Here is a 23,696-nt window from a genome sequence, read left to right as displayed (position 1 = left end):
CATGCCTGACACACTGGCTGCTCCCAAAGTCATCACCCGCCAGGAACCCCGTTATGCGTCGCCTGTTATTCGCCTGCCTGCTCATAGGCTCGGCCCACGCCTTTGCCTTTGACCGCTTGCAGGTCGAAGGTTATCTGTTGCCCAACGGCCTGCAGTTGCTGCTCAAGCCGGGCACCGAACGTGGGCACGTGGCGATCCGCCTGGTGGTCGGTGTAGGCCTGGACGACTTCAGTTGCGCGGACAAGGAACTGCCGCACCTGCTGGAGCACCTGCTATTCAGCGGCATCAATGGCGGCGGCGAGGGCGAGCTGGAAGAACAGATGCAGGCCCTGGGCGGGGAGTGGAACGCCTACACCAGCAATGCCGACACCACCTTCGTCATCGAAGCCCCGGCGCGCAACCAGCGCAAGGTGCTGGACCTGCTGATGGCAATCGTGACCCGTACCGAGCTGAGCGACGCCGCAATCAGCGCGGCCAAACAGGTGGTGGAGCGCGAAGACGGCGGCCACTCTTCGCACCTGCAACGCCTGCTGGATCGCCAGGACCTGGGCCACAACGCCAGCAATCAACTGGCGGTGGAACTGGGCCTCAAATGCGCCGAGCGTGCCGAAGTCGAGCACCTGACCCGCGCCCAGTTGGAAAAGGTACGCCAGGACTGGTACGCCCCCAACAACATGACCCTGATCATCGTCGGCGACCTCGACAAACTGCTCCCGGCCTATCTGGAACGCACCTATGGCCAGCTCGAGCCGGTAGACCCCAGTGAACACCGGGCCTTACCGCAAACCCTTAAGGCCGCAGCGACCCAGCGTGACCTGGTCCGTGGCTGGGTCGGCGATGGCGCCAAGCTGCACTGGCTGTTTCCCGAGCCGATACTGGACGACCAGCACGACGCGACCTACGACCTGCTCAAGGACTATCTGGATTGGACGTTGTATCGCCAGTTGCGCCTGCAGCATGGCCTGTCCTACGGCCCGCGGAGCGAGCGCGAAGTGCTCGGCGGCGTGGGGTTCATGAGCCTGAACGCCGACCTGGACCGCGACAACCTGCCTGAAGCCGAACACGTCCTCGAAAACCTCAAGGCCAAGCTGCTTGAGGATGGCCTCGACCGAGTCACCTTTAGCCGCCTGCAACAAGCCGCCATCGACCGCCAGGCCTGGGCCGTGCAGGGCAACAGTGGCCTGGCCGACTATTACTGGGGCGCCTTGGCCGACTACGCCGATGGCCGCTTCAGCGACCCGGCCAAGCGCATCAAGGCCGTAAGCCTGGCGCAAACCAACCAGGCCATGCGCCAGTTGCTCAACCAGCGCGGCTACTGGCGCATCGAAAAGCCGTTGCTCAGTTACGACGCCCTGGGCTGGATCGCCGCAGGCGTGCTGGGGCTGATTGCCATTGGGCTGATTGGCGTGCTCCGTTATCGCAAAGCAGTTGCGTAATCGCACGCCACTCAGAGGGCTAAGACGTTATTCTGTCTGGGATTTTTTCCTACAAAGACTGCGAACCGCCGAATGCCAAACCTGACCCATCTCATCCAGCGCATCCTCGAACTGATGAAGCGCTACCCAGGGGTGATCGCACTCGGCGGTTTTATCTCGGGGGTGGGCAGCTTTATCCTGGTGGACCGCCAGCAAGGCATGGCCAGCTGGATCGCGATCATCATGCTGGTGAGCTGGCTGTGGCTGATGCTGGAGAACAGCTTCACCCAGTTGTTCAGCAAGGTCTTCAAGCGGGAAATCCCCGAGCCGCTGCTGCGCTACGCCACGCAAATGATCCACCAGGAAAGCCTGTTTTTTGTCCTGCCGTTCTTTTTTGTCACCACCACCTGGAACAGCAGCCAGGCAATTTTCACCGGTTTGCTGGGCGCCGCCGCACTCGTCTCGATCACCGACCCGCTGTACTACAAATGGCTGGCACCCAAGCGCTCGCTGTTTCTGGCGCTGCACACCCTGACCCTGTTTGCCGCCTTGCTCACCGCGTTGCCGATCATCCTGCACCTGACCACCGCCGAAAGTTACAAACTGGCCCTGGGCGTGGCGATGGCCTTGTCGATCCCCAGCCTGGCAGTAAGCCTGCCACTGCGCAGCGTCAAGGGGTGGCTGATGCTGCTGGGCGTGACGGCGGCGATCGGTTGCGCGGGCTGGTTCCTGCGCAGTTGGGTGCCGCCGGCGACCCTGTGGATGACCGAAGTGGCAATCAGCACCCAATTGCAGGACCGTACCCCCGGCGATGACCTCAAGGAAGTCAGCGCCAGCCAACTGCGCAGCAGTGGCCTGTACGCCTACACCGCGATCAACGCACCGCGCGGGCTGGACGAGCGCATCTACCATGTGTGGAAGTTCAACGGCAAAGAGGTCGACCGCATTGCCCTGGACATCCATGGCGGGCGCAAGGAAGGCTATCGGGCCTGGACGCACAAGCAGAACTTCCCGGCGAATGCCGCGGGCCGCTGGCAAGTGCGGGTGCTGACCGAAGATGGCCAGGTGATCGGCGTGTTGCGCTTTAAAGTCACGGACACAGCACCAACGGACACGCCAAAGTAGGATGGATCGTGCTATTACATAGCAATTGTGGAATAGCCAAACAAGCTCGGAGCTTATGACCAGTAGCACAACGGCAGGCAATGCCCACCTGGACGCGTCCACCCAACCGCCCCAACTCAGGGTCACCGGGGACTGGACGCTGGCCCACTACAGCGCCCTCAAGCGGTTGTCGGCGAGCCTCGACGGCCAGTACGACGCTAGCACCCGCGTCGACCTCAACGGCCTGGGCGCGCTGGACACTGCCGGCGCCTCGCTGCTGGTGGAACTGTTGGGGCCCGAGCGCATCGAGCACTCCGCCGAACAATCCGACTGCAGTCTGCCCGCCGCCGACCGCGCGCTGCTCAAGACCGTCTACCGCTCCCTGAATGATTTCTGTGTGCCAGTCAAAGAGCCGCAGGAAAGCGCCGGCATCCAACTGCTGGCACGCATCGGCGGCGCGGTGGATACCGTCTGGCAAGATGCCATGAAGCTGCTCGGCTTTATCGGCCTAATCCTCGAAACCCTCGCCCGTGGCGTGTTCCGGCCCAAGCGCTGGCGCCTGACGCCGATGGTGGCGCATATCGAACAGACCGGGCTCGACGCCGCGCCTATCGTCGCCTTGCTGACCTTTCTGGTGGGCGCCGTGGTTGCGTTTCTCGGCGCCACGGTGCTGGAAAGTTTCGGCGCAAGTATTTTCACCGTGGACCTGGTGGCGTTCTCCTTCCTGCGGGAGTTTGGCGTCCTTCTCACGGCAATCCTGATGGCCGGCCGTACCGCCAGTGCCTTCACCGCGCAGATCGGCTCGATGAAGGCCAACGAAGAAATCGACGCCATCCGCACGCTGGGCCTGGACCCCATGGAGTTGCTGGTGCTGCCCCGCGTTCTCGCGTTGCTGGTGGCGCTGCCGATGCTGACCTTCCTCGCCATGATCTCCGGAATTATCGGCGGCGGCGTGGTGTGCGCCGTGGCCCTGGATATTTCGCCGGCGATGTTCCTCTCGCTGCTGCAATCGGACATTGGCGTCCAGCATTTGCTGGTGGGCCTGGTCAAAGCGCCGTTCTTCGCCTTCCTGATCGCCGCCATTGGCTGCCTGGAAGGCTTCAAGGTCAGCGGCAGCGCCGAATCGGTCGGTGCCCACACCACCTCTGCGGTGGTGCAATCAATTTTTGTGGTGATCGTGCTCGACGCAGTGGCCGCATTGTTCTTTATGGAGATGGGCTGGTGAGCCGTTTACAGCGAGCGCCCAGCGAGGCGGTGATCGAAGTCCGTGGCCTGTGCAACCGCTTTGGCCCGCAAAGCGTGCATGAAAACCTCGACCTGGACCTGTACAAGGGCGAGATCCTCGCCGTGGTCGGCGGCTCGGGCAGCGGCAAGTCGGTGCTGTTGCGCAGCATCGTCGGCCTGCGCCAGCCCAGTGAAGGCCAGGTGCGGGTCTTCGGGCAGAACCTGCCGAGCCTGGCGGAGCACGAGCGCTCCCTGGTGGAGCGGCGTTTCGGCGTGCTGTTCCAGAAGGGCGCGCTGTTTTCTTCGCTGACGGTCACGGAGAACGTCGCCCTGCCATTGATCGAACACGCCGGCCTCAGCCGTGCCGATGCCGAGCACCTGGCAGCGGTGAAGCTGGCCCTGGCCGGGCTGCCGTTGTCGGCGGCCGACAAATACCCGTCGTCACTCTCGGGCGGGATGATCAAGCGTGCGGCCCTGGCCCGCGCCCTGGCCCTGGACCCGGACATTCTGTTTCTCGATGAACCGACTGCCGGCCTCGACCCCATTGGCGCAGCAGCCTTCGACCAGTTGATCCTGACCCTGCGCGATGCCTTGGGCCTGAGTGTGCTGCTGATCACCCATGACCTGGACACGCTCTACACCATCACCGACCGCGTGGCGGTGCTGGCGCAGAAAAAGGTATTGGTGGCCGGAGCCATAGATGTTGTTTCGGAAACGGACGACGCCTGGATTCACGAATACTTTCATGGCCCACGGGGCCGTGCGGCACTGGATGCCGCTCAACAGCTTAACGAGGTATGACATGGAAACCCGAGCCCATCATGTGATGATCGGTCTGTTCAGCGTGATCGTTGTGGTCGGCGCCATGCTGTTCGGCTTGTGGCTGGCCAAGTCCAGCGTCGACAGCGCGTTCCAGGATTACGAAGTGATCTTCAACGAAGCGGTCAGCGGCCTGTCCCAGGGCAGCGCGGTGCAGTACAGCGGGATCAAGGTCGGTGATGTCACCAGCCTGCGCCTGGACCCGAAAGACCCACGTCGCGTCCTGGCACGCATCCGCCTGGCCGGGCAGACGCCGATCAAGGAAGACACCCAGGCCAAGCTGGCGCTGACTGGCATCACCGGCACCTCGATCATTCAACTGAGCGGCGGCACTCCGCAAAGCCCCGAACTCAAGGGCAAGAACGGCAACCTGCCGCAGATCACCGCCTCGCCATCGCCCATCGCCCGGCTGCTGAACAACAGCAATGACCTGATGACCAGCATCAACCTGCTGCTGCACAACGCCAACCGCATGTTCTCGCCCGCCAACGTCGATCGCCTGAGCGGCACCCTGGCACACCTGGAGCAGACCACCGGGGCCATCGCCGAGCAACGGGGCGATATCAAGGTGGTGATGCAGCAACTGGCCCAGGTCAGCAAACAGGCGGGCGCCACCCTGGAGCAGACCACCGCGCTGATGCGCAACGCCAACGGCCTGCTCAACGACCAGGGCAAACAGATGTTCGGCAGCGCCGAAGGGGCCATGCGCTCCCTGGAGCAAAGCACCGCGACCATCAACACCTTGTTGAGCGACAACAAAGAATCCCTGAACAGCGGCATGCAGGGCCTCAATGAACTGGCGCCGGCCGTGCGCGAACTGCGCGATACCCTCGGCTCCCTGCGGGCCATTTCCCGTCGCCTGGAAGCCAACCCCAGCGGGTACCTGCTGGGCAGTGACAAGAACAAGGAGTTCACGCCATGAAGCGTGCTTACCAAATGATCCTGCCAGTGGCCCTGGCCCTGGTCAGCGCCTGCTCGATCCTGCCCAAGGCCGATCCATCCAACGTCTATCGGCTACCGGCAGCCCAGGCCTCAGCCCATGGCAACCCGGGCACCTGGTCATTGCGCCTGGCCAAGCCGCAGGCCAGTGAATTCCTCGACAGCCCGCGCATTGCCGTGGTCCCCGAGGGCAACTTGATCAGCAGCTATGCCCAGTCGCGCTGGAGCGATCCGGCGCCGGTGTTGTTGCGCAACCGTCTGTTGGACGGTTTCCAGCGCGATGGCCGGGTGGCGTTCCTGAGCACCGATGACACCAACCTGCAGGCGGACTTCGATCTGGGCGGGCAGTTGCAGGCCTTCCAGAGCGAGTACCGGGGCGGGGCAGTGGAGGTGGTGATACGCCTGGACGCGCGACTGGTGCGCGGCAGTGACCAGCGGATCGTGGCGGCCAAGCGCTTTGAAGTGCGCCAGCCGGTGAGTGATACCCAGGTGCCAGCGGTGGTCGCCGGGTTTGGGTTGGCGGGGGATCAGTTGAACAAGCAGGTGGTGGATTGGGTGGTGGCGCAGGGCAATGCAGCGCCGAAACGCTGAGGGCCTCATCGCAGGCAAGCCAGCGCCCACATTCTGATGTGTGGGCTTGCCTGCGATAGCGATCTAAGCCTTAGCCAAAGAACCAGTAGCAAACGGTAATCGCCGCCACCACACCGGCCAACTCCGCGAGCAACGCACACCCCACCGCATGCCGCGCCCGCTGGATACCCACCGAGCCAAAGTACACCGCCAGCACATAGAAGGTGGTCTCGGTACTGCCCTGGATCGTCGCCGCCACCAGCGCCGCGAAGCTGTCCACCCCTTGGGTCTGCATGGTCTCGATCAGCATCGCCCGCGCCGCGCTGCCGGAGAAGGGCTTGACCATCGCCGTAGGCAAGGCGTCGACAAAACGCGTGTCCAGGCCGGTCCAGGCCACCAGATGGCGAATGCCTTCCAGGCCAAACTCCAGCGCCCCGGAAGCGCGCAGCACGCCGACTGCACACAGCATCGCCACCAGGTACGGCAGCAGGTTCTTGGCAACGTCGAAGCCCTCTTTGGCACCTTCGACAAACGCTTCGTAGACCTTGACCTTGCGCAGCGCGCCGATCAGCAAGAACAGCATGATCAGGCCAAACAGCGTGAGGTTGCCGAGGATCGAGGACAAGCCTGCCAGGGCCGTCGCCGACATCGTGGCCAGCAAGGCCATAAAGCCACCCAGCACCAGCGCACCGGGGATCAGGTACGCCAGCACCACCGGGTCCCAAAGGCGCAGGCGTTGCATCAGTGCTACCGACAGCAGCCCCACCAGGGTCGAGGCGCTGGTGGCCAGCAGGATCGGCAGGAACACCAGGGTCGGGTCGGGCGCGCCTTGCTGGGCGCGGTACATGAAGATCGTCACCGGCAGCAGGGTCAGGGAGGACGCGTTGAGCACCAGGAACAGGATCTGCGCGTTGGTCGCGGTGTTGGGGATCGGGTTGAGCTCTTGCAGCGCCTTCATGGCCTTGAGGCCGATCGGCGTCGCCGCGTTATCCAGGCCCAGGCCGTTGGCGGCAAAGTTGAGGGTGATCAGGCCGATGGCCGGGTGACCGGCCGGCACTTCCGGCATCAGCCGCAGGAACAGCGGGCCCAGAGCCTTGGCCAGCCACTCGACAATCCCGGCCTTCTCGGCGATGCGCAGAAAGCCCAGCCAGAGGGTCAGGGTACCGAACAGCAGCACCATCACTTCGACCGACAGCTTGGCCATGGCGAAGATACTCTCCACCATCGCCGCAAAGATCCCGGCGTTGCCGCCCACCAGCCATTGCGCCAGCGCCGATACCATTGCCACGACAAAGAAGCCAAGCCACAGGCCATTAAGCATCAGTCACACCCCTTTAAATATGTGGCGAATGATAGCGGGGCTGGCAGAAACGACAAACCCCGGATTTACCGGGGTTTGTGCGAATCAAGCAGGGATCAGCCCTGGCTGGTCTCGCCAGCCGGCAGCGCGGTCTTGGTCCGCCAGTGTGGCAGGGAGTTCCAGTAGCGCTCGCCCTTGGCATCGTCGTACATGCCTTCCCAACGCGCGATGACCAACACGGCCAGGGCGTTGCCGATCACGTTCAGGGCGGTACGCGCCATGTCCATGATGCGGTCGACACCGGCGATGAACGCCAGGCCTTCCAATGGAATGCCCACGCTGCCCAGGGTTGCCAGCAGTACCACGAAGGACACGCCCGGCACACCGGCGATGCCTTTGGAGGTGACCATCAGGGTCAGTACCAGCATCAGTTGCTGGCCAACCGACAGGTCGATGCCATACAGCTGGGCAATGAAGATTGCCGCGATGCTCTGGTACAGGGTCGAACCGTCGAGGTTAAACGAGTAACCGGTAGGTACCACAAAGCTGCAAATGGCTTTCGGCGCACCGTAGGCTTCCATCTTCTCGATCACGCGCGGCAGCACGGTCTCGGAGCTGGCGGTGGAGTAGGCCAGTACCAGCTCATCTTTGAAGATGCGCATCAGCTTGATCACCGAGAAGCCAAACAGGCGAGCGATCAGGCCAAGAATCACAAAGGCAAAGAACAGGATGGCGACGTAAACCAGGATCACCAGCTTGGCCAATGGCAGCAGCGAGGCGAAGCCGAAGTTGGCCACGGTCACCGCGATCAGGGCGAATACACCGATAGGGGCGTACTTCATGATCATGTGGGTGACTTTGAACATGCTCTCGGACACGCCCTGGAACATGGTCACCAGGGGTTCGCGCAGGTCTGGCTTGAGGCTCGACAAGCCCAGGCCGAACAGCACGGAGAAGAAGATGATCGGCAGCATCTCGCCACGGGCTACGGCGGCAAAGATGTTAGACGGAATCAGGTTGAGGATGGTCTCGATGAACGCATGTTCATGCTGCACCTCGGCGGCGGTCGCCTGGTACTTGGAGATATCCACGGTACCCAGGGTACTCATGTCGATCCCGGCACCGGGGTGGAACAGGTTGGCCAGCAGCAGACCGACCACAATCGCAATGGTAGTGACCACTTCGAAGTAAACGATGGTCTTCACACCGATCCGACCGAGCTTTTTCGCATCCCCTACACCGGCGATTCCGACAATCAGCGACGAAATCACGATCGGGATCACGATCATCTTGATCAGGCGGATAAAGATATCGCCCGCCGGCTGCAACACGTTGCTGATCCACCAGGCTTTTTCGGCACTGAAGTGGTTGAGTACAGCACCGATTGCAATCCCTAGCACCAGACCGATGAGGATCTGCCAGGCGAGGCTTAGTTTTGCCTTCTTCATGTCATTACCCTTGTTTCAAGTGGACTCAGGCAGATGCGCCAGCTGGAACGCCCGGGAGCGAAAAAGTGTGAGCATCAGCCTCCGTAGAAGGTCACCGCAGATGGCCGATATGGCTTACTGGCAAGCGAAAAAAGGCGCAACTATTCCGATGCGGGGGGGCATAGTCTAATGCCGTAAACGCCTACCCTATGCCGAATCGGCATGGGTTTTTGCAAATAAAACTGTCTGTTTGGTCAGTTCGAATGCGACATTCTGTCAGGCATACATGCCGTGAACCGGCCATTTCAGGCTCGCTCAGGGATTTTCGGTTTTTTTGCCGGGAGGGAAAAACTCTTGAAAATTCCTACGCATACCATCGAAAAACCAGTCTGGCCGAGACCAAACTTTCTCGATAGATGGTCGCGCAGTAACACCGTGAAATGGTTGTGATGTAGCAGAAGGGAATTTTACAGCTATGGGCGGCATAAGCGCCTAGCGATCACTCTCAAGCCCGCCGCAAGTCCATCAGGCCATAACGGCCTGCGGACCTGCGTCGCAGCTTTTCTCCTGACCCGGCCCTTGCGCAGGCACTCCCTGTACCCGTAGGTCACGCCGATCCACCTTGATCAGAGCAACCCGGCCCCCTGGTCATGCATCGCCGTCAGGTGGCGGTGCAAACGGAAACAGGCAGTTGGCCGGTTTCCATGTTGGTGAGGCCCGCAGACGGACCTAGTACCAATTCGGATCTTTCTTCAATTGCTCCATCAGCAACTTCTGCATGCCTTCATCCGGCTTGCCAAGAAAACGGTAGTCCGCATGCCGTGTCGGTGACTTGTCCGCCGGAAGCCCCGCAGGCACTTCGACCAACATCGCGTAGGCATCGTCCTTATCCATGCTGAAAGCCACGATCAGACGTTTATTCAGGCAGGTATCGGCCGTTTCACACAGCGGCCCGACCAAATAACCATCACCGTCTTCCGTCACGGCATTCATTTGCTCAGCAGTGCCCGAAAGATTGATCACCCATTCAGGCAAACGCTCTTCCTGCTTGACCACGCCCTGCCAGGTTTCGCGATATTGCGGGTCGGTATTGAGCAGGTCATTGGCCCGCGCCTGGCCGTCATTGGCGGCCATGGCCAAGCCACTGCCGCCCAACAGCAGGGCGGCAGCAAGGGTTTTAAAAGACAAGTTGGCCATGTTCAGCCTCGACCGCGACGGCCAAAGAAGAAGGAAGCGATGAACATCACCAGGAAAACGACAAAGAGAATCTTGGCGATACCCGTGGCGGTGCCCGCGATACCACCGAAGCCCAGGACTGCAGCCACAATGGCAATGATCAGGAATGTGATTGCCCAACTCAACATGGTGATTCTCCTTTTGCGTCTATAGAAGTGACTGCTGTGTAGCCATCCTGTCGCGTCCCAACGGGGCGGCAGGTTCGTGCCTAGAACACCCAGCGTTCCTGGACAGGTTCGTCGTACAGGGCGATGTCCTGTTCAACGGCCATCATGCGTGGGGTTGCCACGTCGGCGCTGGAGCTGCCAACGGAACGGAAATGGGTCTGCGTCATGGGTGCGCGTTCGAACTGCGGGGTGGACGCCTGGCTCTGCTGCCAATGCTGTAACTGCTGGCCACCGATCAAGGTCACCATCAACGCAAGGCTGGCGAACAGACCCTGTTGAAGGCGCAGTGGCGATACACGCAATGGCTTGAGGCTTTGGCGAGTCATCCTGAATCTCTCCCGCATTTGTTTTGTTCGTTAATCACGCTTGTAAGAGAGATATTGCAGAGTGCGTGCCAGTTTTTTCGCCGAATAAAAACCAATAAAATCAGTAGCTTATAAGATCATTGGTTTTCTTATCAGCAGCATCCTGCACGATGCGCCTATCCTCACCGTGCGAAATGCACGATGGTCGTTGGTCGGATCAAGGGATCAGAACGGGCTGTGGGGCTGCCGAAGCATCAAGAAGGGTCAAAAACCCACTGCCCAGGCATATAAGTAGGAAGGGTCTTAGATAGCTGCGCGATAGGGCCTTGAATCAATCAGAATAAACCATGCAACTTGCCCGATTATTCCGGGACTAACCAAAATCAATCATTCTTAATTTAAGGAGCGCGGGACAGATGGAATCAGCCAAGGAACTTCAAGGCCGCATTCTTTTAGTGGACGACGAGTCCGCGATCCTCCGCACCTTCCGCTACTGCCTGGAAGATGAAGGCTATACCGTCGCCACCGCCAACAGCGCGGCCCAGGCCGATGCCCTGTTGCAGCGCCAGGTGTTCGACCTGTGCTTTCTGGACCTGCGCCTGGGCGAAGACAACGGCCTGGATGTGCTGGCGCAAATGCGGATCCAGGCGCCCTGGATGCGCGTGGTGATCGTCACCGCCCACTCAGCCGTCGATACTGCCGTGGATGCGATCCAGGCGGGCGCGGCCGATTACCTGGTCAAGCCGTGCAGCCCGGACCAATTGCGCCTGGCCACCGCCAAGCAACTGGAAGTGCGCCAGCTGTCGGCACGCCTCGAAGCGCTGGAAGGCGAAGTACGCCAGCCCAAGGATGGCCTCGACTCCCATAGCCCGTCGATGATGGTGGTGCTCGAAACCGCCCGCCAAGTGGCCGGCACCGATGCCAATATCCTGATCCTCGGTGAATCCGGTACGGGTAAAGGTGAGCTGGCCAGGGCCATTCATGGCTGGAGTAAAAGGGCGAAAAAATCCTGCGTCACGATCAACTGCCCATCCCTGACCGCCGAACTGATGGAAAGCGAGCTGTTCGGCCACAGTCGCGGGGCCTTTACCGGCGCCAGCGAAAGCACCTTGGGGCGGGTCAACCAGGCGGACGGCGGTACGCTGTTTCTCGACGAGATCGGCGACTTTCCCCTGACGTTGCAACCAAAGTTGCTGCGTTTCATCCAGGACAAGGAATATGAACGGGTCGGCGACCCAGTCACTCGGCGCGCCGATGTGCGCATCCTGGCAGCGACCAACCTGAACCTGGAAGACATGGTGCGCGATGGGCGTTTTCGCGAAGACTTACTGTATCGGCTGAACGTCATCACCTTGCATCTGCCGCCCCTGCGCGAGCGCAGCGAAGATATCCTCGCCCTTGCCGACCGCTTCCTGGCGCGCTTCGTCAAAGAGTATGCGCGGCCGGCTCGCGGCTTCAGCGATGAGGCCCGTGAAGCCCTGCTCAACTACCGTTGGCCGGGCAATATCCGCGAACTGCGCAACGTCGTAGAACGCGCGAGCATCATCTGCGCCCAGGAGAAAGTCGAAATCAGCCATCTGGGGATGGCCGAGCAACCGACCAACAATTCCCCGCGTATTGGTGCGGCGTTGAGCCTGGATGAATTGGAAAAGGCCCATATCGGCGCCGTCCTGGCCACCAGCGATACCCTGGACCAGGCGGCCAAGACCCTGGGCATTGATGCATCGACGCTGTATCGCAAACGCAAGCAATACAACCTGTGAGCTGCACCTTATGAAGTTGGCGATGAAACTGCGCACGCGGCTGTTCCTGAGTATCTCTGCGCTGATCACCGTGGCCCTGCTTGGGTTGCTGCTGGGGCTGGTGAGTGTCATGCAAATGGCCAAGACCCAGGAGTCCCTGATCCGCAGCAACTTCATTACCCTGGACCTGGGACTCAAGCTGCGCCAGACCCTGGGCGACCAGTTGATCCTGATGCTCAACGACACCCCGGACCCGGTCGCGCTGAATACATCCAAGCAGGAGTATTTCAAGCTGCTGGACCAAGGCATCGCCCATGAGAAAAGTGTGGACAGGATCGGCGGTCTCACTCAGGCCAAGGCCGATTACCTGAGGTTTATCGAAGCCTTCGACGAAAATGAAAGTACGCCGCCGTCCCTGCGCAATAACGCAAAACTTACCGACAGCTTCAACGCCTTGCGCAATGGGCTGATCAGCGAACACAAAACCGCACTGGAAAACATCAGCGACACCGTGCGGCAATCGCGTGAGCGAGCCTTGTGGATCGCCGGCCTGCTCGGGCTGGTGGGGCTGGCAGTGCTGATCATCGGGTTCATCACCGCCCATGGCATCGCCCGGCGCTTTGGCGGGCCGATCGAGGCGCTGGCCAAGGCTGCCGATAAAATCGGCCAAGGCAATTTCGATGTCACGCTGCCTATTTCTTCAGCTGCAGAAATGAACCTGTTGACCCGGCGCTTTGGCATCATGGCCGAAGCCCTGCGCCAGCATCAGGCCACGAACGTCGATGAATTGCTCGCCGGTCAGCAACGCTTGCAGGCCGTGCTCGACAGCATCGACGACGGTTTGCTGATGATCGACCGCCAAGGCCGTCTTGAACACCTCAACCCGGTCGCCCAGCGCCAGTTGGGTTGGGACGAGACCCGCCTGGGAGAGGGCCTGGGCGAAGCGTTACAGCGCCCGGAACTGGATGAGCAACTGCATCTGGTGCTGCGCGGCGGCAACCTGGAGCGCGCACCTGACGACCTGGAAGTGGAAGTCGAAGGCGAATCACGCCTGCTGACCTACAGCATGACGCCGGTCAGCCACCACCAGGGGCACATCCTCGGCGCGGTGATGGTATTGCATGACGTTACCGAGCAACGGGCCTTCGAGCGGGTGCGTAGCGAATTCGTGCTGCGGGCCTCCCATGAACTGCGCACGCCGGTCACCGGTATGCACATGGCGTTCGGGCTGTTCCAGGAACGGGCGAAGTTCCCCGCCGAGTCGCGCGAAGCCGACCTGCTGAATACGGTCAATGAAGAAATGCAGCGCTTGATGCAACTGATCAACGACTTGCTCAACTTTTCCCGCTATCAGAACGGCCTGCAAAAACTCACCCTGGCGCCCTGCGACACCAACGATCTGCTCGAACATGCCCGCGCGCGTTTTGCCGAACTGGCGAATGCGCAAAACATCGACCTGGTGATAGAGGCACAGGCGCAACTACCCAGGCTACACGCCGACCGGGCGCAATTGGAGCGAGTCCTCGACAATCTGCTGGGCAATGCCCTGCGCCATACCAGCGACGGCGGGCAGATTCGCCTGCAAGCGCGGCGCCATGGCGAACGGCTGATCATCAGCGTGGAGGACAACGGCGAAGGCATCGCCTATGGCCAGCAGGGCAGGATTTTCGAACCTTTTGTCCAGGTAGGCCGCAAGAAAGGCGGTGCCGGCCTGGGGCTGGCGCTGTGCAAGGAGATCGTGCAGCTGCACGGTGGCAGGATGGGGGTTTATTCCCGGCCGGGGCAGGGCACGCAGTTCTATATGGCGTTGCCGCTTTAACTATCAGTCAGCGCGCTACTCAAAGGCTGCAACGATCAAAGGTGGGAGCTCGACGGCTCCCACATCAATTGCGCGCAGCGCTTAAAGACCTTAGCGGTGGTTCAGCACCCGCAGGATCGCTGCACTTTGCGCATCCGGCGTACCGTCGAACAACGCCGGCCGGAAGCGCATCTGGAAGGCGGCCAGTACACGCCGTGTCGCCACATCCAATTCACCGGTTTGCGGCGTGGCATACCCCAAGCGTGCCAACTCTTCCTGGAACCAGGTAATGCTCGGCAACTGCCCGGCGTACTCGGCCTGATACCGCGCAACCGCCTGGGCCTCGGGCCAGATCCCCAGACCTTCATCAGCCAGGCGCTTCCACGGGAACAATGGACCCGGATCGAGTTTGCGGCCAGGCGCGATATCGCTATGACCAATAATGAATCGCGGGTTGATCCGGTTGCGCTGGCTGATGTCCTTGAGCAAGGTCACCAGGGACTGGACCTGCGCCTCGGAGTACGGATACCACACCCGACCTGTTGGCGTGTCGCGATAACCCGGATTGACGATCTCGATGCCAATGGAGCTGGAGTTGAGCCAGGTACGCCCCATCCACTCACTTTCTCCGGCGTGCCAGGAACGCTTGTCTTCATCCACCAGCTTATAGATGGTTGCGCGGGCATCATCGCCAATCAGGTAGTGACTGCTGACCTGGCCTTTGGTCAATAGCGCCAGCGAGCTTTGAAGGTTGGTAGCGGTGTAGTGCAGGACGACGAACTGGATACGATGATCGAAGTTCACCGATGGGTGGCTGGTATCCAGCCGCGGGCCACTCGCACAACCGGCGAGGGTGAGGAACAGTAGAGCAGTAACTAGAAATTTCATGGCAACAGACAGTACGCTAAAGACGATAATGCAACAGTGTAACGTACGGTTTGCCGGCCAGCGGCCGGCAATACAAAATCGAACAAATTTTCAGGCCGCCTGCACCTGGTTACGTCCGGCCGCCTTGGCTCGATACAACGCCTCGTCCGCGCGCTTGAGTGCCAGGTCGCTGCGCTCTCCAGGCTGGAACTGCGCCATGCCGATGGACATCGTAATGGTCACCCGCTCGCCCTTGAAGTGAAACGGGCACGCCTCGATGGCCGCGCGCAGGCGTTCGCCGAGTTCCAGCGCACCGCCCAACGCCGAATCCGGCATCAGCAGCACAAACTCCTCACCGCCAAACCGTGCGATAAAGTCCGTCGGGCGCAGGTGCTTGCTCAATACAGTGGCGATGATTTTCAGCACCTTGTCGCCCGCCAGATGGCCGTAGCTGTCATTGATGCGCTTGAAGTGGTCGAGGTCGAGCATCGCCAACGACAGGCTGTTGCCCTGTTGATGCCAGGTATTGACCTCGTACTCCAGGCGCTCGCTCCAGGCCGCACGATTGGGCAATCCAGTGAGCGGGTCGATCAAGGCTTTCTGGCGCTGCACCTCAAGGTGGTCCCGATAGCCCTGGGCCTCCTGCTCCATACTCGCCACCCGCTCGGCCAAACCCTGCAACCGCGCGGCGACTTCATGTTCACGCTGGTCACGCTGCTTTTGATGCTCGTCCATGGCACCCAACAGCCCCTCAAGATGACTTTCCAGCACTTGCTTGAGGTCATCGAGGTCGGCCGCTTCCTGGACACTGCTTTGCAAGCCATCCATCTGTTCACGGATTTGCGTATCCATCTCGCGCGCGGCGCTGCGGCTGTCGGCGTGCCCGTCGCTGGCCGCCTGCAGGTTGCTCTGGAAGGCTTCCAGCCGCTCGTTGAGATGCTTGAGGTAGGCCTCGAACTCATGCTGGCCGCTATCGGTGATGGCCAGCATCAATACCGCCAGGTCATCGAGGATCGGTAGCAGTTCGTACCAATTCAGCCCTTGGGCCAGGCGTTCGCGCATGGCTTGCGCCTGGGGCCGGTACCGCTCGGGCAGAGCGAGGTCGCCCAGCAGGCCGAGCAGGGTGTCTTCGATATGTTTGGCGACAGAGCTGTAGGACGGCTCGGGGGAATCGGGCAGGGCGTACAGCGCCTCAGGATCAACTTCAGCCGATTCGTCGTCCAGCACAGGCGGCAATGACAGACTGCCGATCTCGGTCGGTTGCGGCACCAGGGGCAGGACCTCGGGCGCAACTACCGCCGCAGCGACAGCCCGTTCAGGCAGCGGGGCAAGGCTCACTTCGACAGGTCGGGGCGGTTCCGGGGTTTCGATGGCGACCGCGAGCGTCTCGACGGGTGATAAGCGAGGAGCGCCAACCTCGGGCACTGATGCCACACGCTCATCCACATCAACCCGAGGCGCCACAGGCTGAGGTGCAGGTGCAGGTGCAGGCGCAGGTGCAACTTCAAGTACCGGCTGCTGCGGGGCCTGGGCTTGTGGCGCGAAGGCACGCAGGGCCTGGGCCAGCTCGGGCGCATCCTCAACCACCGGGGTGGCCGGGCTTGGTGCTACCGCAGGGGGTTGCCGGGAAGGCGGAGAAACAGCGGGCTCAACCGGCGCAACCTCTGTACCCGCCTCCTTGCCACCAAACAGGCGCTGCAACAAACCTGGACGAGCAGGTTCGTCATCCGACTCAAGATTACTCAGGGCCTGCCCTTGCAGGCCGCTCAACTCACTGAGCAGCAGGGGAATTTCCCGCGCCTGGCCGACTCGGCTATCCAACTGCTTGGCAAAGCTCTTCAGCGGGCGACTGACTTCCCGGGGCAAGGGCAGGGCCTGTAATTGCGAGACCAAGGCGGTCAGCGCCGTACTGATCTGATCCACCCGCGTTTCACGGCGCTGCTCGGAGTCCAGCACGGCCTTTTCCAGGCGTGGCAACAAGGCGGCGAGCGCGGCGTCCATGTCATCGGTGCGCACCACATCGCGCATCTCTTTCATACACTGGTCCACGGCCCGATCCGTGCCTTCGGCCGCCAGCGTGCTGCGCACCAGCCCACGGCGCAGCAAGTCGAGGCGCGCAGCCCAACGACGTTCGAGCTTTTCTTGTTGCTCGATGCTTAACAGGTATTTTTCTTTCCAGCGCTGGGCGTCGTCGCTCATGCAAGGGGTCCGCGAGGGCCGGGGCTCAACGCGGGTAATGCATCAGCCGTGAGCGAACCCGGCAGACGAATCTCTACCGCGACCGGCAGGTGATCGGAAATGGGCTGCGCCAGCACCTGCACGCGTTCCAGCGTCAGGGTCGGGCTTAACAGAATGTGATCTAGACAGCGTTGCGGACGCCAACTGGGGAACGTGGCTTCGACCTGCGGCGCCAGCAGCCCGAGGTCGCGCAGCGGAGAATTCTGCAACAGGTCGCTGGCGTGGGTGTTCATGTCCCCCATCAGCACCTGGTGTTTGTAATCGCCAATCAGCTCACGGATGTAGGCCAACTGCAGGGTCCGGGTACGCGCCCCCAGCGCCAGGTGCATCATGACCACCACCAGCGCCTCGGGCCCTTCGCCGAAGCGCACCAGAATCGCCCCGCGCCCTTTCGGGCCCGGCAGTGGATGGTCTTCGATCACCGAGGGCTTCAACCGGCTGAGCACGCCATTGCTGTGCTGGCCCAGTCGGCCAAGGTTGCGATTGAGTTGTTGGTACCAGTAGGGGAAAGCACCGAGCTGGGCCAGGTGTTCGACCTGATTGACGTAGCCTGAACGCAGGCTGCCACCGTCGGCCTCCTGCAGGGCCACCAGGTCGAAATCGCCCAGCAGGTCGCCAATCTTCTGCAGATTGCCGGCCCGACCGTTGTGGGGCAGCAGATGCTGCCAGCCCCGGGTCAGGTAGTGGCGGTACTTTTCGGTACTGATGCCTACCTGGATATTGAAGCTCAGTAAGCGCAGCCGGCTATCCGCCGGCAGGCCGGTGGACGTCAGGTGGTGTTCGTTGACCTGCGGATCATGCAGGCCAACCACTCGTTCAGTACCCCAGCGACGCATGGCGAGCCCCTTACTTGGCTGCGCGCTCTTTGGCGATCAACTGGTCGGCAACGTTGAGGGTCGCTTCAGGACCACCTGTGGAGCCCAGGTCAAAGCGGTACTTGCCGTTGACGATCAGGGTTGGAACGCCTTGCACGCCGTACTTCTGCGCAAGATCCTTGGCCTGTTTGATCTGGCCCTTGATGGCAAAGGAATTAAAGGTGGTCAGGAACTTGTCCTTGTCCACGCCCTGGGTGGCGAGGAAGTCAGCCATTTCCTCAGGCTTGGTCAGGCGCTTGCCTTGTTTCTGGATTGCCTCGAACACCGCGTTGTGGACCTTATGCTCCACACCCATGGCTTCCAGGGTCAGGAACATCTGGCCGTGGGCATCCCAAGGGCCGCCGAACATGGCCGGGAGGCGCTTGAAGTTCACGTCCGAAGGCAGCTTCTCGGCCCAAGGGTTGATGGTCGGCTCAAAAGAGTAGCAATGCGGGCAGCCATACCAGAACAGCTCTACGACTTCGATCTTGCCCGGCACGGAAACAGGCACCGGATTGGCCAATTCAACATAAGTCTTGCCCGCTTCAAGCGGCACATCGGCGGCTTGGGCGGTCATGCCGAACAGGCTGGCAGTGACGAGAGCGGCGCTGAGGATCAATTTACGCATGCTTTACTCCTGGACAAATAAAGTCGCCTCGCGCGACCTTTTTTATGACAGGTCTACACGGGCATGAGTTCGTTAGTGTAACGGTAGCGGCCACAAAAAAGGGCGGCCTCAGCCACCCTTTTTATGCTTGCATCGACGGATTAATCGAGCGTTAACGTTACCGCTGATGTACCCCCGGTCTTGCGCACCTTACTTGTGCAGGCCCTGGATGTAGCTGGCTACCGCTGCAATGTCTTCGTCACTCAGTTTGCGCGCAATCGTACGCATGGTCATTGCATCGCCATCGTTGGCACGGCCGGCTTCTTCCTTGCGGAAATCAGTCAGTTGCTTGGCAATGTACTGGGCGTGCTGGCCACCCAGGTGCGGGAAGCCTGCTGCAGCGTTACCCGAGCCATCCGGAGAGTGGCAGCCGGTACAGGCCGGCAGGCCTTTGTCGAGGTCGCCGCCACGGAACAGCTTTTCACCACGTTCGACCAGTTTTGGATCCGCCGCCCCCACGCTGCCTGCCTGGCTGGCGAAATACGCCGCGATATCCGACAGGTCCTGATCGTTGAGATTGGTCAGCATGCCGGTCATTTCCAATACCGTTCGCTTGCCGTCCTTGATGTCGTGCATCTGCTTGGTCAGGTATTTCTCACCCTGGCCCGCCAGTTTTGGAAAGTTGGGTAACGGACTGTTGCCATCCGCTCCATGGCAGGCACCACATACGGCGGCCTTTGTCTGGCCAGCAGTAGCGTCACCTGCAGCATGGGCAACACCAGTGATGCCCAAGGTCAACAGCAGACTCACGATCAATTTGTTCATCAGCTAATCCAATTACGGCTAAAGGTTATAGAGTTATGGACCGGGTCTACTCGCTCATCAAAACAATGATGGCCTGGTAATCCTCGGCACGGCATTCCATGCACAAACCACGCGGCGGCATCGCCTTGAAACCCTGGGTCACATGCTGCACCAGCGTATCCATGCCTTGCGCCAGCCTCGGCGCCCAGGCTGCCTGGTCACCCCGCTTGGGGGCCATTGGCAACTGCCCGGCATGACAAGCCGCACAAACGCGGTTGTACACAGCTTCCGGATCCTGTGTAGCCTGCGCACTGTAAAGTGGTATCAGGACACCGACAGCTAGCAGCCACTGGGTCATACGTCGACCTTTTCAGGGTTTGGAAGCGTTTTGCGTTCTAATGCGCAATAAAGGTCTATCGCTCCCGTGAACTTCATCCTTCGCTGGGACAAAGCACACACAAAATCTGCGGCATTATATACTGGCGCCACTGAAACGGGAACGACACTACTTGCCGCACCCATTCCCGGCACCGCCCACATCGGAAATCCCATGCAACTCAAGAACCCCATCCTCGGTCTGTGCCAACAGTCCACGTTCATGCTCAGCGCCGCCAAAGTCGACCAATGCCCCGACGACGAAGGCTTTGAAGTGGCCTTCGCCGGGCGCTCCAACGCCGGTAAGTCCAGCGCGCTCAACACCCTGACCCATGCCAGCCTGGCTCGCACCTCGAAAACCCCGGGCCGCACACAGCTGCTCAACTTCTTCAAGCTAGACGATGATCGGCGTCTGGTCGACCTGCCGGGCTACGGTTACGCAAAAGTACCTATCCCATTGAAGCTGCACTGGCAGCGTCACCTGGAAGCCTATCTGGGTGGCCGCGAAAGTCTGAAAGGGCTGATCCTGATGATGGATATCCGTCATCCAATGACCGATTTCGACCTGTTGATGCTCGATTGGGCGGTCGCCAGTGGCATGCCAATGCATATTTTGCTGACCAAGGCCGACAAATTGACCTACGGCGCAGCCAAGAACACCTTGCTCAAAGTGCAGGCCGAAATCCGTAAGGGTTGGGGTGATGCGATCACTATCCAGCTGTTCTCGGCGCCCAAGCGCATGGGCCTGGAAGACGCCTATACCGTGCTGGCAGGCTGGATGGAGCTGGCGGACAAGGGCGCGGAAATCGCCGAGTAACTTTTCTGCAGGCAAAAAAAACCCCGGACTTCGTATGGGGAGGGGAAGTTCGGGGTCCAAGTTCCGGACCGCTAGGGCGGGGTCCAGATATCTGCCAACACTTAACACAACATAGGAGCATTGAAGGGCTTCACCACCCATTCAGTAACTCTGAGTGACTTTTCATGGGTTAAGTTCCGGCGCCCGGAAAAACTATTGGAAATAACTCTCGGAGCTTTCCGATCTATAGGCAGTGCTGCGACGTCATGCCGCAGCACTGCCAGATGATCAGTGCGCCTGGTCCCAGTTATCGCCCACCCCGACTTCCACCAGCAGTGGCACATCCAGGCTCGCCGCACCGCTCATGTGCTCGCGAATCTTCTCGCTGACCTCAGCCACCAGGTCTTCGCGGACCTCCAGTACCAATTCATCGTGTACCTGCAGGATGACCTTGGCGTCCAACCCCGACTCCGTCAGCCAGTTGTCGACCTTGACCATGGCTTTCTTGATGATATCGGCGGCAGTGCCCTGCATCGGCGCGTTGATCGCGGTACGCTCTGCGCCCGCGCGCTCCTGGGGCTTGTTGGAGTGGATATCCGGCAGATACAGGCGGCGCCCGAACAGGGTTTCCACATAGCCCTGGTCGGATGCCTGGGCACGGGTGCGCTCCATGTACTCGCGCACCCCTGGGTAGCGGGCAAAGTACACATCGATGTAGGCCTTGGCCGTCTTGGTATCGACGCCAATATCCTTGCCCAGCTTCTGCGCGCCCATGCCGTAGATCAGGCCGAAGTTGATCGCCTTGGCGCTACGGCGCTGGTCGGACGTGACCTCACCCAGCTCGACCTTGAACACCTCGGCCGCCGTGGCCGTGTGTACATCCAGGTTGTCGCGGAAGGCGTTGAGCAAGCCCTCGTCCTTGGACAGGTGCGCCATGATCCGCAGCTCGATCTGCGAGTAGTCCGCCGCCAGCAGCTTGTAGCCCTTGGGCGCAACGAACGCCTGGCGGATCCGCCGGCCTTCGGCAGTGCGCACCGGGATGTTCTGCAGGTTCGGATCACTGGACGACAAACGCCCGGTAGCGGCCACGGCCTGATGATAAGAGGTGTGGATCCGCCCCGTACGCGGGTTGATCTGCTCGGGCAAACGGTCGGTGTAGGTGCTTTTGAGTTTGCTCATGCTGCGGTACTGCATCAGCACCTTAGGCAATGGATAGTCATCTTCGGCCAGCTTGGCCAGCACTTCCTCGGCGGTAGAGGCCTGGCCCTTGCCAGTCTTCTTCAACACCGGCAGCCCGAGTTTTTCGTAGAGGATTGCCCCCAATTGCTTGGGCGAACCCAGGTTGAACTCCTCGCCGGCGATTTCATACGCCTGACGCTCCAGTTCCACCATCTTGTTGCCCAGCTCGATGCTCTGCACGCCGAGCAGCGCGGCATCTACCAGGGCACCCTGGCGCTCGATCCGCGCCAGTACCGGCACCAATGGCATCTCGATATCCGTCAGCACACTGGCCAGGCTCGGCAGGGCGCAGAGTTGTTCGTACAGGGCCAGGTGCAGGCGCAGGGTCACATCGGCATCTTCAGCAGCGTAGGGACCGGCCTGCTCCAGGGCAATCTGGTCGAAGGTCAGCTGTTTGGCGCCTTTGCCGGCGATGTCCTGGAAGCTGACGGTGTCATGCTCCAAGTACTTCTTCGCCAGGCTGTCCATGTCGTGCCGGGTCGCGGTGGAGTTCAACACGTAGGATTCGAGCATGGTGTCGAAGGCGATGCCGCGCACGGTGATGCCGTGCGCCGGGTCGCCGCCAATGGCGCAATTGGCCAGGATATTCATGTCGAACTTGGCGTGCTGACCGACCTTGAGCTTGTTCGGGTCTTCCAGCAGCGGCTTGAGAGCCAACAACACCGTATCGCGGTCCAGTTGCTCGGGCACGCCGATGTAGGAATGGGTGAGCGGGATGTAGGCCGCTTCATTGGCCTGCACCGCAAATGAAACCCCCACCAGTTGCGCCTGCTGGGCGTCGACACCGGTAGTTTCAGTATCAAAGGCAAACAACTTCGCGTCATTGAGTTTTTTCAACCAGACGTCAAAGCGGGCCTGGTCGAGGATGGTCTCGTACTGCGCTTCGACCGGGGCCACAGGTGCTTGGGCCGCAACTGCAACCTGAGCCGGTGCAACGTCAGCGGCAGCCTTGAGCTCGACCCGCTTGGCATCACGCTGAATCTCATCGATCCAGCTCTTGAACTCCAGCAGAGTGTACAGCTCAAGCAGCTTCTCGCGATCCGGCTCGATCAGGTGCAAGTCTTCCAGGCCAACATCCAGGGGCACATCGACCTTGATGGTCGCCAACTGGTAGGACAGGAACGCCATCTCTTTGTGCTCTTCCAGCTTGGCCGGCAGGGTCTTGGCCCCACGGATCGGCAAGCTCGGGACAATATCGAGCTGCTCGTAAAGCTCTTTCAAACCGCCGTTCACACCGACCAGCAGTCCCGAAGCGGTCTTAGGACCGATACCGGGAACACCCGGGATGTTGTCGGAGGAATCGCCCATCAACGCCAGATAGTCGATGATCTGCTCGGGAGCGACACCAAATTTCTCCTTTACGCCGTCCACATCCATGGCGCTACCGGTCATGGTGTTGACCAAGGTAATGTGCCCATCGACCAACTGCGCCATGTCCTTGTCACCCGTGGAGATCACCACCGGGCGGTCGGCAGCCGCACTGCTGCGGGCCAGGGTGCCGATCACGTCGTCGGCCTCGACCCCTTCGACACACAGCAGCGGGAAGCCCAGGGCGATCACGCTCTGGTGCAGCGGCTCGATCTGCACGCGCATGTCATCGGGCATGCTCGGGCGGTTGGCCTTGTATTCGGCGTACATGTCATCGCGAAATGTCCCGCCCTTGGCGTCGAACACTACCGCGAACGGACTGTCCGGGTACTGCTTGCGCAGGCTTTTGAGCATGTTCAACACGCCCTTGACCGCACCGGTCGGCAGGCCTTTGGACGTAGTCAGCGGCGGCAGCGCGTGGAAGGCGCGGTACAGATATGAAGAACCGTCCACCAGGACGAGGGGGGCTTGGCTCATGAGCAGGATCAACCTTTTCGGCGGG

21 protein-coding genes are annotated in these 23,696 nt (G+C 60.9%); 9 read left to right on the top strand and 12 right to left on the bottom strand.

From position 1 onward, the window contains the following. The first annotated feature begins 53 nt into the window (after positions 1–53). The 6 genes from HBO24_RS18590 (at position 54) to HBO24_RS18565 (ending at position 6,092) form a co-directional block, all read left to right on the top strand. The gene (locus HBO24_RS18590; protein ID WP_170060085.1) at positions 54–1,436 is read left to right on the top strand and encodes an insulinase family protein; all 1,383 of its coding nucleotides are present in this window, start codon (positions 54–56) and stop codon (positions 1,434–1,436) included. A gap of 72 nt (positions 1,437–1,508) precedes the next feature. Beyond that, positions 1,509–2,540 carry a DUF5924 family protein gene (locus HBO24_RS18585; protein ID WP_120731160.1) on the top strand — a complete coding sequence of 344 codons (1,032 nt, stop codon included), beginning with the start codon at positions 1,509–1,511 and terminating at the stop codon, positions 2,538–2,540. A 55-nt stretch (positions 2,541–2,595) separates the two neighbouring features. Beyond that, positions 2,596–3,744 (top strand): ABC transporter permease, encoded by a 1,149-nt coding sequence (locus HBO24_RS18580; protein ID WP_057957915.1) that lies wholly within the window; start codon positions 2,596–2,598, stop codon positions 3,742–3,744. Next, positions 3,741–4,544 carry an ATP-binding cassette domain-containing protein gene (locus tag HBO24_RS18575; protein ID WP_057439238.1) on the top strand — a complete coding sequence of 268 codons (804 nt, stop codon included), beginning with the start codon at positions 3,741–3,743 and terminating at the stop codon, positions 4,542–4,544. The genes HBO24_RS18580 and HBO24_RS18575 overlap by 4 nt, the downstream gene beginning before the upstream one ends. Before the next feature lies 1 nt (position 4,545). Beyond that, entirely contained in the window at positions 4,546–5,484 is a 939-nt protein-coding gene (locus tag HBO24_RS18570) for an MlaD family protein (protein WP_057439239.1), read from the top strand. Further along, on the top strand, positions 5,481–6,092 hold the full coding sequence (locus tag HBO24_RS18565; protein ID WP_120731156.1) for an ABC-type transport auxiliary lipoprotein family protein: 612 nt from the start codon (positions 5,481–5,483) through the stop codon (positions 6,090–6,092). The genes HBO24_RS18570 and HBO24_RS18565 overlap by 4 nt, the downstream gene beginning before the upstream one ends. A 70-nt stretch (positions 6,093–6,162) precedes the next feature. Here the strand turns inward: HBO24_RS18565 and HBO24_RS18560 are convergent, their stop codons facing one another. The 5 genes from HBO24_RS18560 to HBO24_RS18540 form a co-directional block, all read right to left on the bottom strand. Next, a complete protein-coding gene (locus HBO24_RS18560; protein ID WP_115127098.1) occupies positions 6,163–7,392 on the bottom strand; it encodes a spore maturation protein in 1,230 nt (409 codons plus the stop codon). Positions 7,393–7,487: 95 nt separating this feature from the next. Next, positions 7,488–8,819 carry a glutamate/aspartate:proton symporter GltP gene (gene gltP, locus HBO24_RS18555; protein WP_057444842.1) on the bottom strand — a complete coding sequence of 444 codons (1,332 nt, stop codon included), beginning with the start codon at positions 8,817–8,819 and terminating at the stop codon, positions 7,488–7,490. 708 nt (positions 8,820–9,527) lie between these two features. Further along, the gene (locus HBO24_RS18550; protein ID WP_057957910.1) at positions 9,528–9,995 is read right to left on the bottom strand and encodes an inhibitor of vertebrate lysozyme family protein; all 468 of its coding nucleotides are present in this window, start codon (positions 9,993–9,995) and stop codon (positions 9,528–9,530) included. 2 nt (positions 9,996–9,997) lie between these two features. Further along, positions 9,998–10,162: a DUF1328 domain-containing protein gene (locus tag HBO24_RS18545; RefSeq protein WP_003170804.1), complete on the bottom strand. Its 165-nt coding sequence runs from the start codon at positions 10,160–10,162 to the stop codon at positions 9,998–10,000. A gap of 80 nt (positions 10,163–10,242) precedes the next feature. Beyond that, positions 10,243–10,527 (bottom strand): hypothetical protein, encoded by a 285-nt coding sequence (locus HBO24_RS18540; protein WP_057439242.1) that lies wholly within the window; start codon positions 10,525–10,527, stop codon positions 10,243–10,245. 395 nt (positions 10,528–10,922) lie between these two features. On the opposite strand from HBO24_RS18540, the gene algB reads away from it, so the two are divergent. Together algB and HBO24_RS18530 are read left to right on the top strand one after the other, a co-directional pair. Further along, positions 10,923–12,269: a sigma-54-dependent response regulator transcription factor AlgB gene (algB, locus tag HBO24_RS18535; RefSeq protein ID WP_032862658.1), complete on the top strand. Its 1,347-nt coding sequence runs from the start codon at positions 10,923–10,925 to the stop codon at positions 12,267–12,269. A gap of 10 nt (positions 12,270–12,279) precedes the next feature. Beyond that, positions 12,280–14,067 carry a KinB sensor domain-containing domain gene (locus HBO24_RS18530; protein WP_170060084.1) on the top strand — a complete coding sequence of 596 codons (1,788 nt, stop codon included), beginning with the start codon at positions 12,280–12,282 and terminating at the stop codon, positions 14,065–14,067. A 90-nt stretch (positions 14,068–14,157) separates the two neighbouring features. On the opposite strand, the gene HBO24_RS18525 is transcribed toward HBO24_RS18530, so the two are convergent. The 6 genes from HBO24_RS18525 to HBO24_RS18500 form a co-directional block, all read right to left on the bottom strand. Beyond that, positions 14,158–14,934: an N-acetylmuramoyl-L-alanine amidase gene (locus tag HBO24_RS18525; protein WP_169960471.1), complete on the bottom strand. Its 777-nt coding sequence runs from the start codon at positions 14,932–14,934 to the stop codon at positions 14,158–14,160. A 90-nt stretch (positions 14,935–15,024) separates the two neighbouring features. Continuing rightward, entirely contained in the window at positions 15,025–17,112 is a 2,088-nt protein-coding gene (locus HBO24_RS18520) for a diguanylate cyclase (protein WP_170060083.1), read from the bottom strand. Further along, positions 17,109–17,987 carry an endonuclease/exonuclease/phosphatase family protein gene (locus HBO24_RS18515; RefSeq protein WP_057439246.1) on the bottom strand — a complete coding sequence of 293 codons (879 nt, stop codon included), beginning with the start codon at positions 17,985–17,987 and terminating at the stop codon, positions 17,109–17,111. Before HBO24_RS18515 ends, HBO24_RS18520 begins: the two co-directional genes overlap by 4 nt. Before the next feature lie 10 nt (positions 17,988–17,997). Beyond that, a complete protein-coding gene (gene dsbA / locus HBO24_RS18510; protein ID WP_057439247.1) occupies positions 17,998–18,633 on the bottom strand; it encodes a thiol:disulfide interchange protein DsbA in 636 nt (211 codons plus the stop codon). Positions 18,634–18,822: 189 nt separating this feature from the next. Then, positions 18,823–19,437 carry a cytochrome c4 gene (locus HBO24_RS18505; protein ID WP_057439248.1) on the bottom strand — a complete coding sequence of 205 codons (615 nt, stop codon included), beginning with the start codon at positions 19,435–19,437 and terminating at the stop codon, positions 18,823–18,825. A 46-nt stretch (positions 19,438–19,483) separates the two neighbouring features. Continuing rightward, positions 19,484–19,774, bottom strand: a complete 291-nt coding sequence (locus HBO24_RS18500) for a c-type cytochrome (RefSeq protein ID WP_057439249.1) — start codon at positions 19,772–19,774, stop codon at positions 19,484–19,486. A gap of 192 nt (positions 19,775–19,966) precedes the next feature. On the opposite strand from HBO24_RS18500, the gene yihA reads away from it, so the two are divergent. After that, positions 19,967–20,608 (top strand): ribosome biogenesis GTP-binding protein YihA/YsxC, encoded by a 642-nt coding sequence (gene yihA, locus HBO24_RS18495; RefSeq protein WP_032862650.1) that lies wholly within the window; start codon positions 19,967–19,969, stop codon positions 20,606–20,608. A gap of 267 nt (positions 20,609–20,875) precedes the next feature. Here the strand turns inward: yihA and polA are convergent, their stop codons facing one another. Next, complete coding sequence (polA, locus tag HBO24_RS18490; RefSeq protein ID WP_057957905.1) at positions 20,876–23,671, bottom strand: DNA polymerase I; 2,796 nt, start codon at positions 23,669–23,671, stop codon at positions 20,876–20,878. Between the last annotated feature and the right edge of the window lie 25 nt (positions 23,672–23,696).

The sequence above is a fragment of the Pseudomonas sp. WS 5410 genome (assembly GCF_012985645.1).
In the GTDB taxonomy this organism is placed as follows: Bacteria; Pseudomonadota; Gammaproteobacteria; order Pseudomonadales; family Pseudomonadaceae; genus Aquipseudomonas; species Aquipseudomonas shahriarae.
The sequence above is the reverse complement of the archived record's forward strand: the minus strand, read 5'-3'. Positions and strand labels throughout refer to the sequence as shown.

Coding starts and splice junctions, on each gene's coding strand:
- yihA (WP_032862650.1), top strand. CDS start 19,967: ATGCAACTCAAGAACCCCATCCTCGGTCTGTGCCAACAGTCCACGTTC.
- HBO24_RS18570 (WP_057439239.1), top strand. CDS start 4,546: ATGGAAACCCGAGCCCATCATGTGATGATCGGTCTGTTCAGCGTGATC.
- HBO24_RS18540 (WP_057439242.1), bottom strand. CDS start 10,527: ATGACTCGCCAAAGCCTCAAGCCATTGCGTGTATCGCCACTGCGCCTT.
- HBO24_RS18580 (WP_057957915.1), top strand. CDS start 2,596: ATGACCAGTAGCACAACGGCAGGCAATGCCCACCTGGACGCGTCCACC.
- polA (WP_057957905.1), bottom strand. CDS start 23,671: ATGAGCCAAGCCCCCCTCGTCCTGGTGGACGGTTCTTCATATCTGTAC.
- algB (WP_032862658.1), top strand. CDS start 10,923: ATGGAATCAGCCAAGGAACTTCAAGGCCGCATTCTTTTAGTGGACGAC.
- HBO24_RS18560 (WP_115127098.1), bottom strand. CDS start 7,392: ATGCTTAATGGCCTGTGGCTTGGCTTCTTTGTCGTGGCAATGGTATCG.
- HBO24_RS18530 (WP_170060084.1), top strand. CDS start 12,280: ATGAAGTTGGCGATGAAACTGCGCACGCGGCTGTTCCTGAGTATCTCT.
- HBO24_RS18590 (WP_170060085.1), top strand. CDS start 54: ATGCGTCGCCTGTTATTCGCCTGCCTGCTCATAGGCTCGGCCCACGCC.
- HBO24_RS18585 (WP_120731160.1), top strand. CDS start 1,509: ATGCCAAACCTGACCCATCTCATCCAGCGCATCCTCGAACTGATGAAG.
- HBO24_RS18500 (WP_057439249.1), bottom strand. CDS start 19,774: ATGACCCAGTGGCTGCTAGCTGTCGGTGTCCTGATACCACTTTACAGT.
- HBO24_RS18505 (WP_057439248.1), bottom strand. CDS start 19,437: ATGAACAAATTGATCGTGAGTCTGCTGTTGACCTTGGGCATCACTGGT.
- HBO24_RS18550 (WP_057957910.1), bottom strand. CDS start 9,995: ATGGCCAACTTGTCTTTTAAAACCCTTGCTGCCGCCCTGCTGTTGGGC.
- HBO24_RS18545 (WP_003170804.1), bottom strand. CDS start 10,162: ATGTTGAGTTGGGCAATCACATTCCTGATCATTGCCATTGTGGCTGCA.
- HBO24_RS18520 (WP_170060083.1), bottom strand. CDS start 17,112: ATGAGCGACGACGCCCAGCGCTGGAAAGAAAAATACCTGTTAAGCATC.
- HBO24_RS18515 (WP_057439246.1), bottom strand. CDS start 17,987: ATGCGTCGCTGGGGTACTGAACGAGTGGTTGGCCTGCATGATCCGCAG.
- HBO24_RS18565 (WP_120731156.1), top strand. CDS start 5,481: ATGAAGCGTGCTTACCAAATGATCCTGCCAGTGGCCCTGGCCCTGGTC.
- gltP (WP_057444842.1), bottom strand. CDS start 8,819: ATGAAGAAGGCAAAACTAAGCCTCGCCTGGCAGATCCTCATCGGTCTG.
- HBO24_RS18525 (WP_169960471.1), bottom strand. CDS start 14,934: ATGAAATTTCTAGTTACTGCTCTACTGTTCCTCACCCTCGCCGGTTGT.
- dsbA (WP_057439247.1), bottom strand. CDS start 18,633: ATGCGTAAATTGATCCTCAGCGCCGCTCTCGTCACTGCCAGCCTGTTC.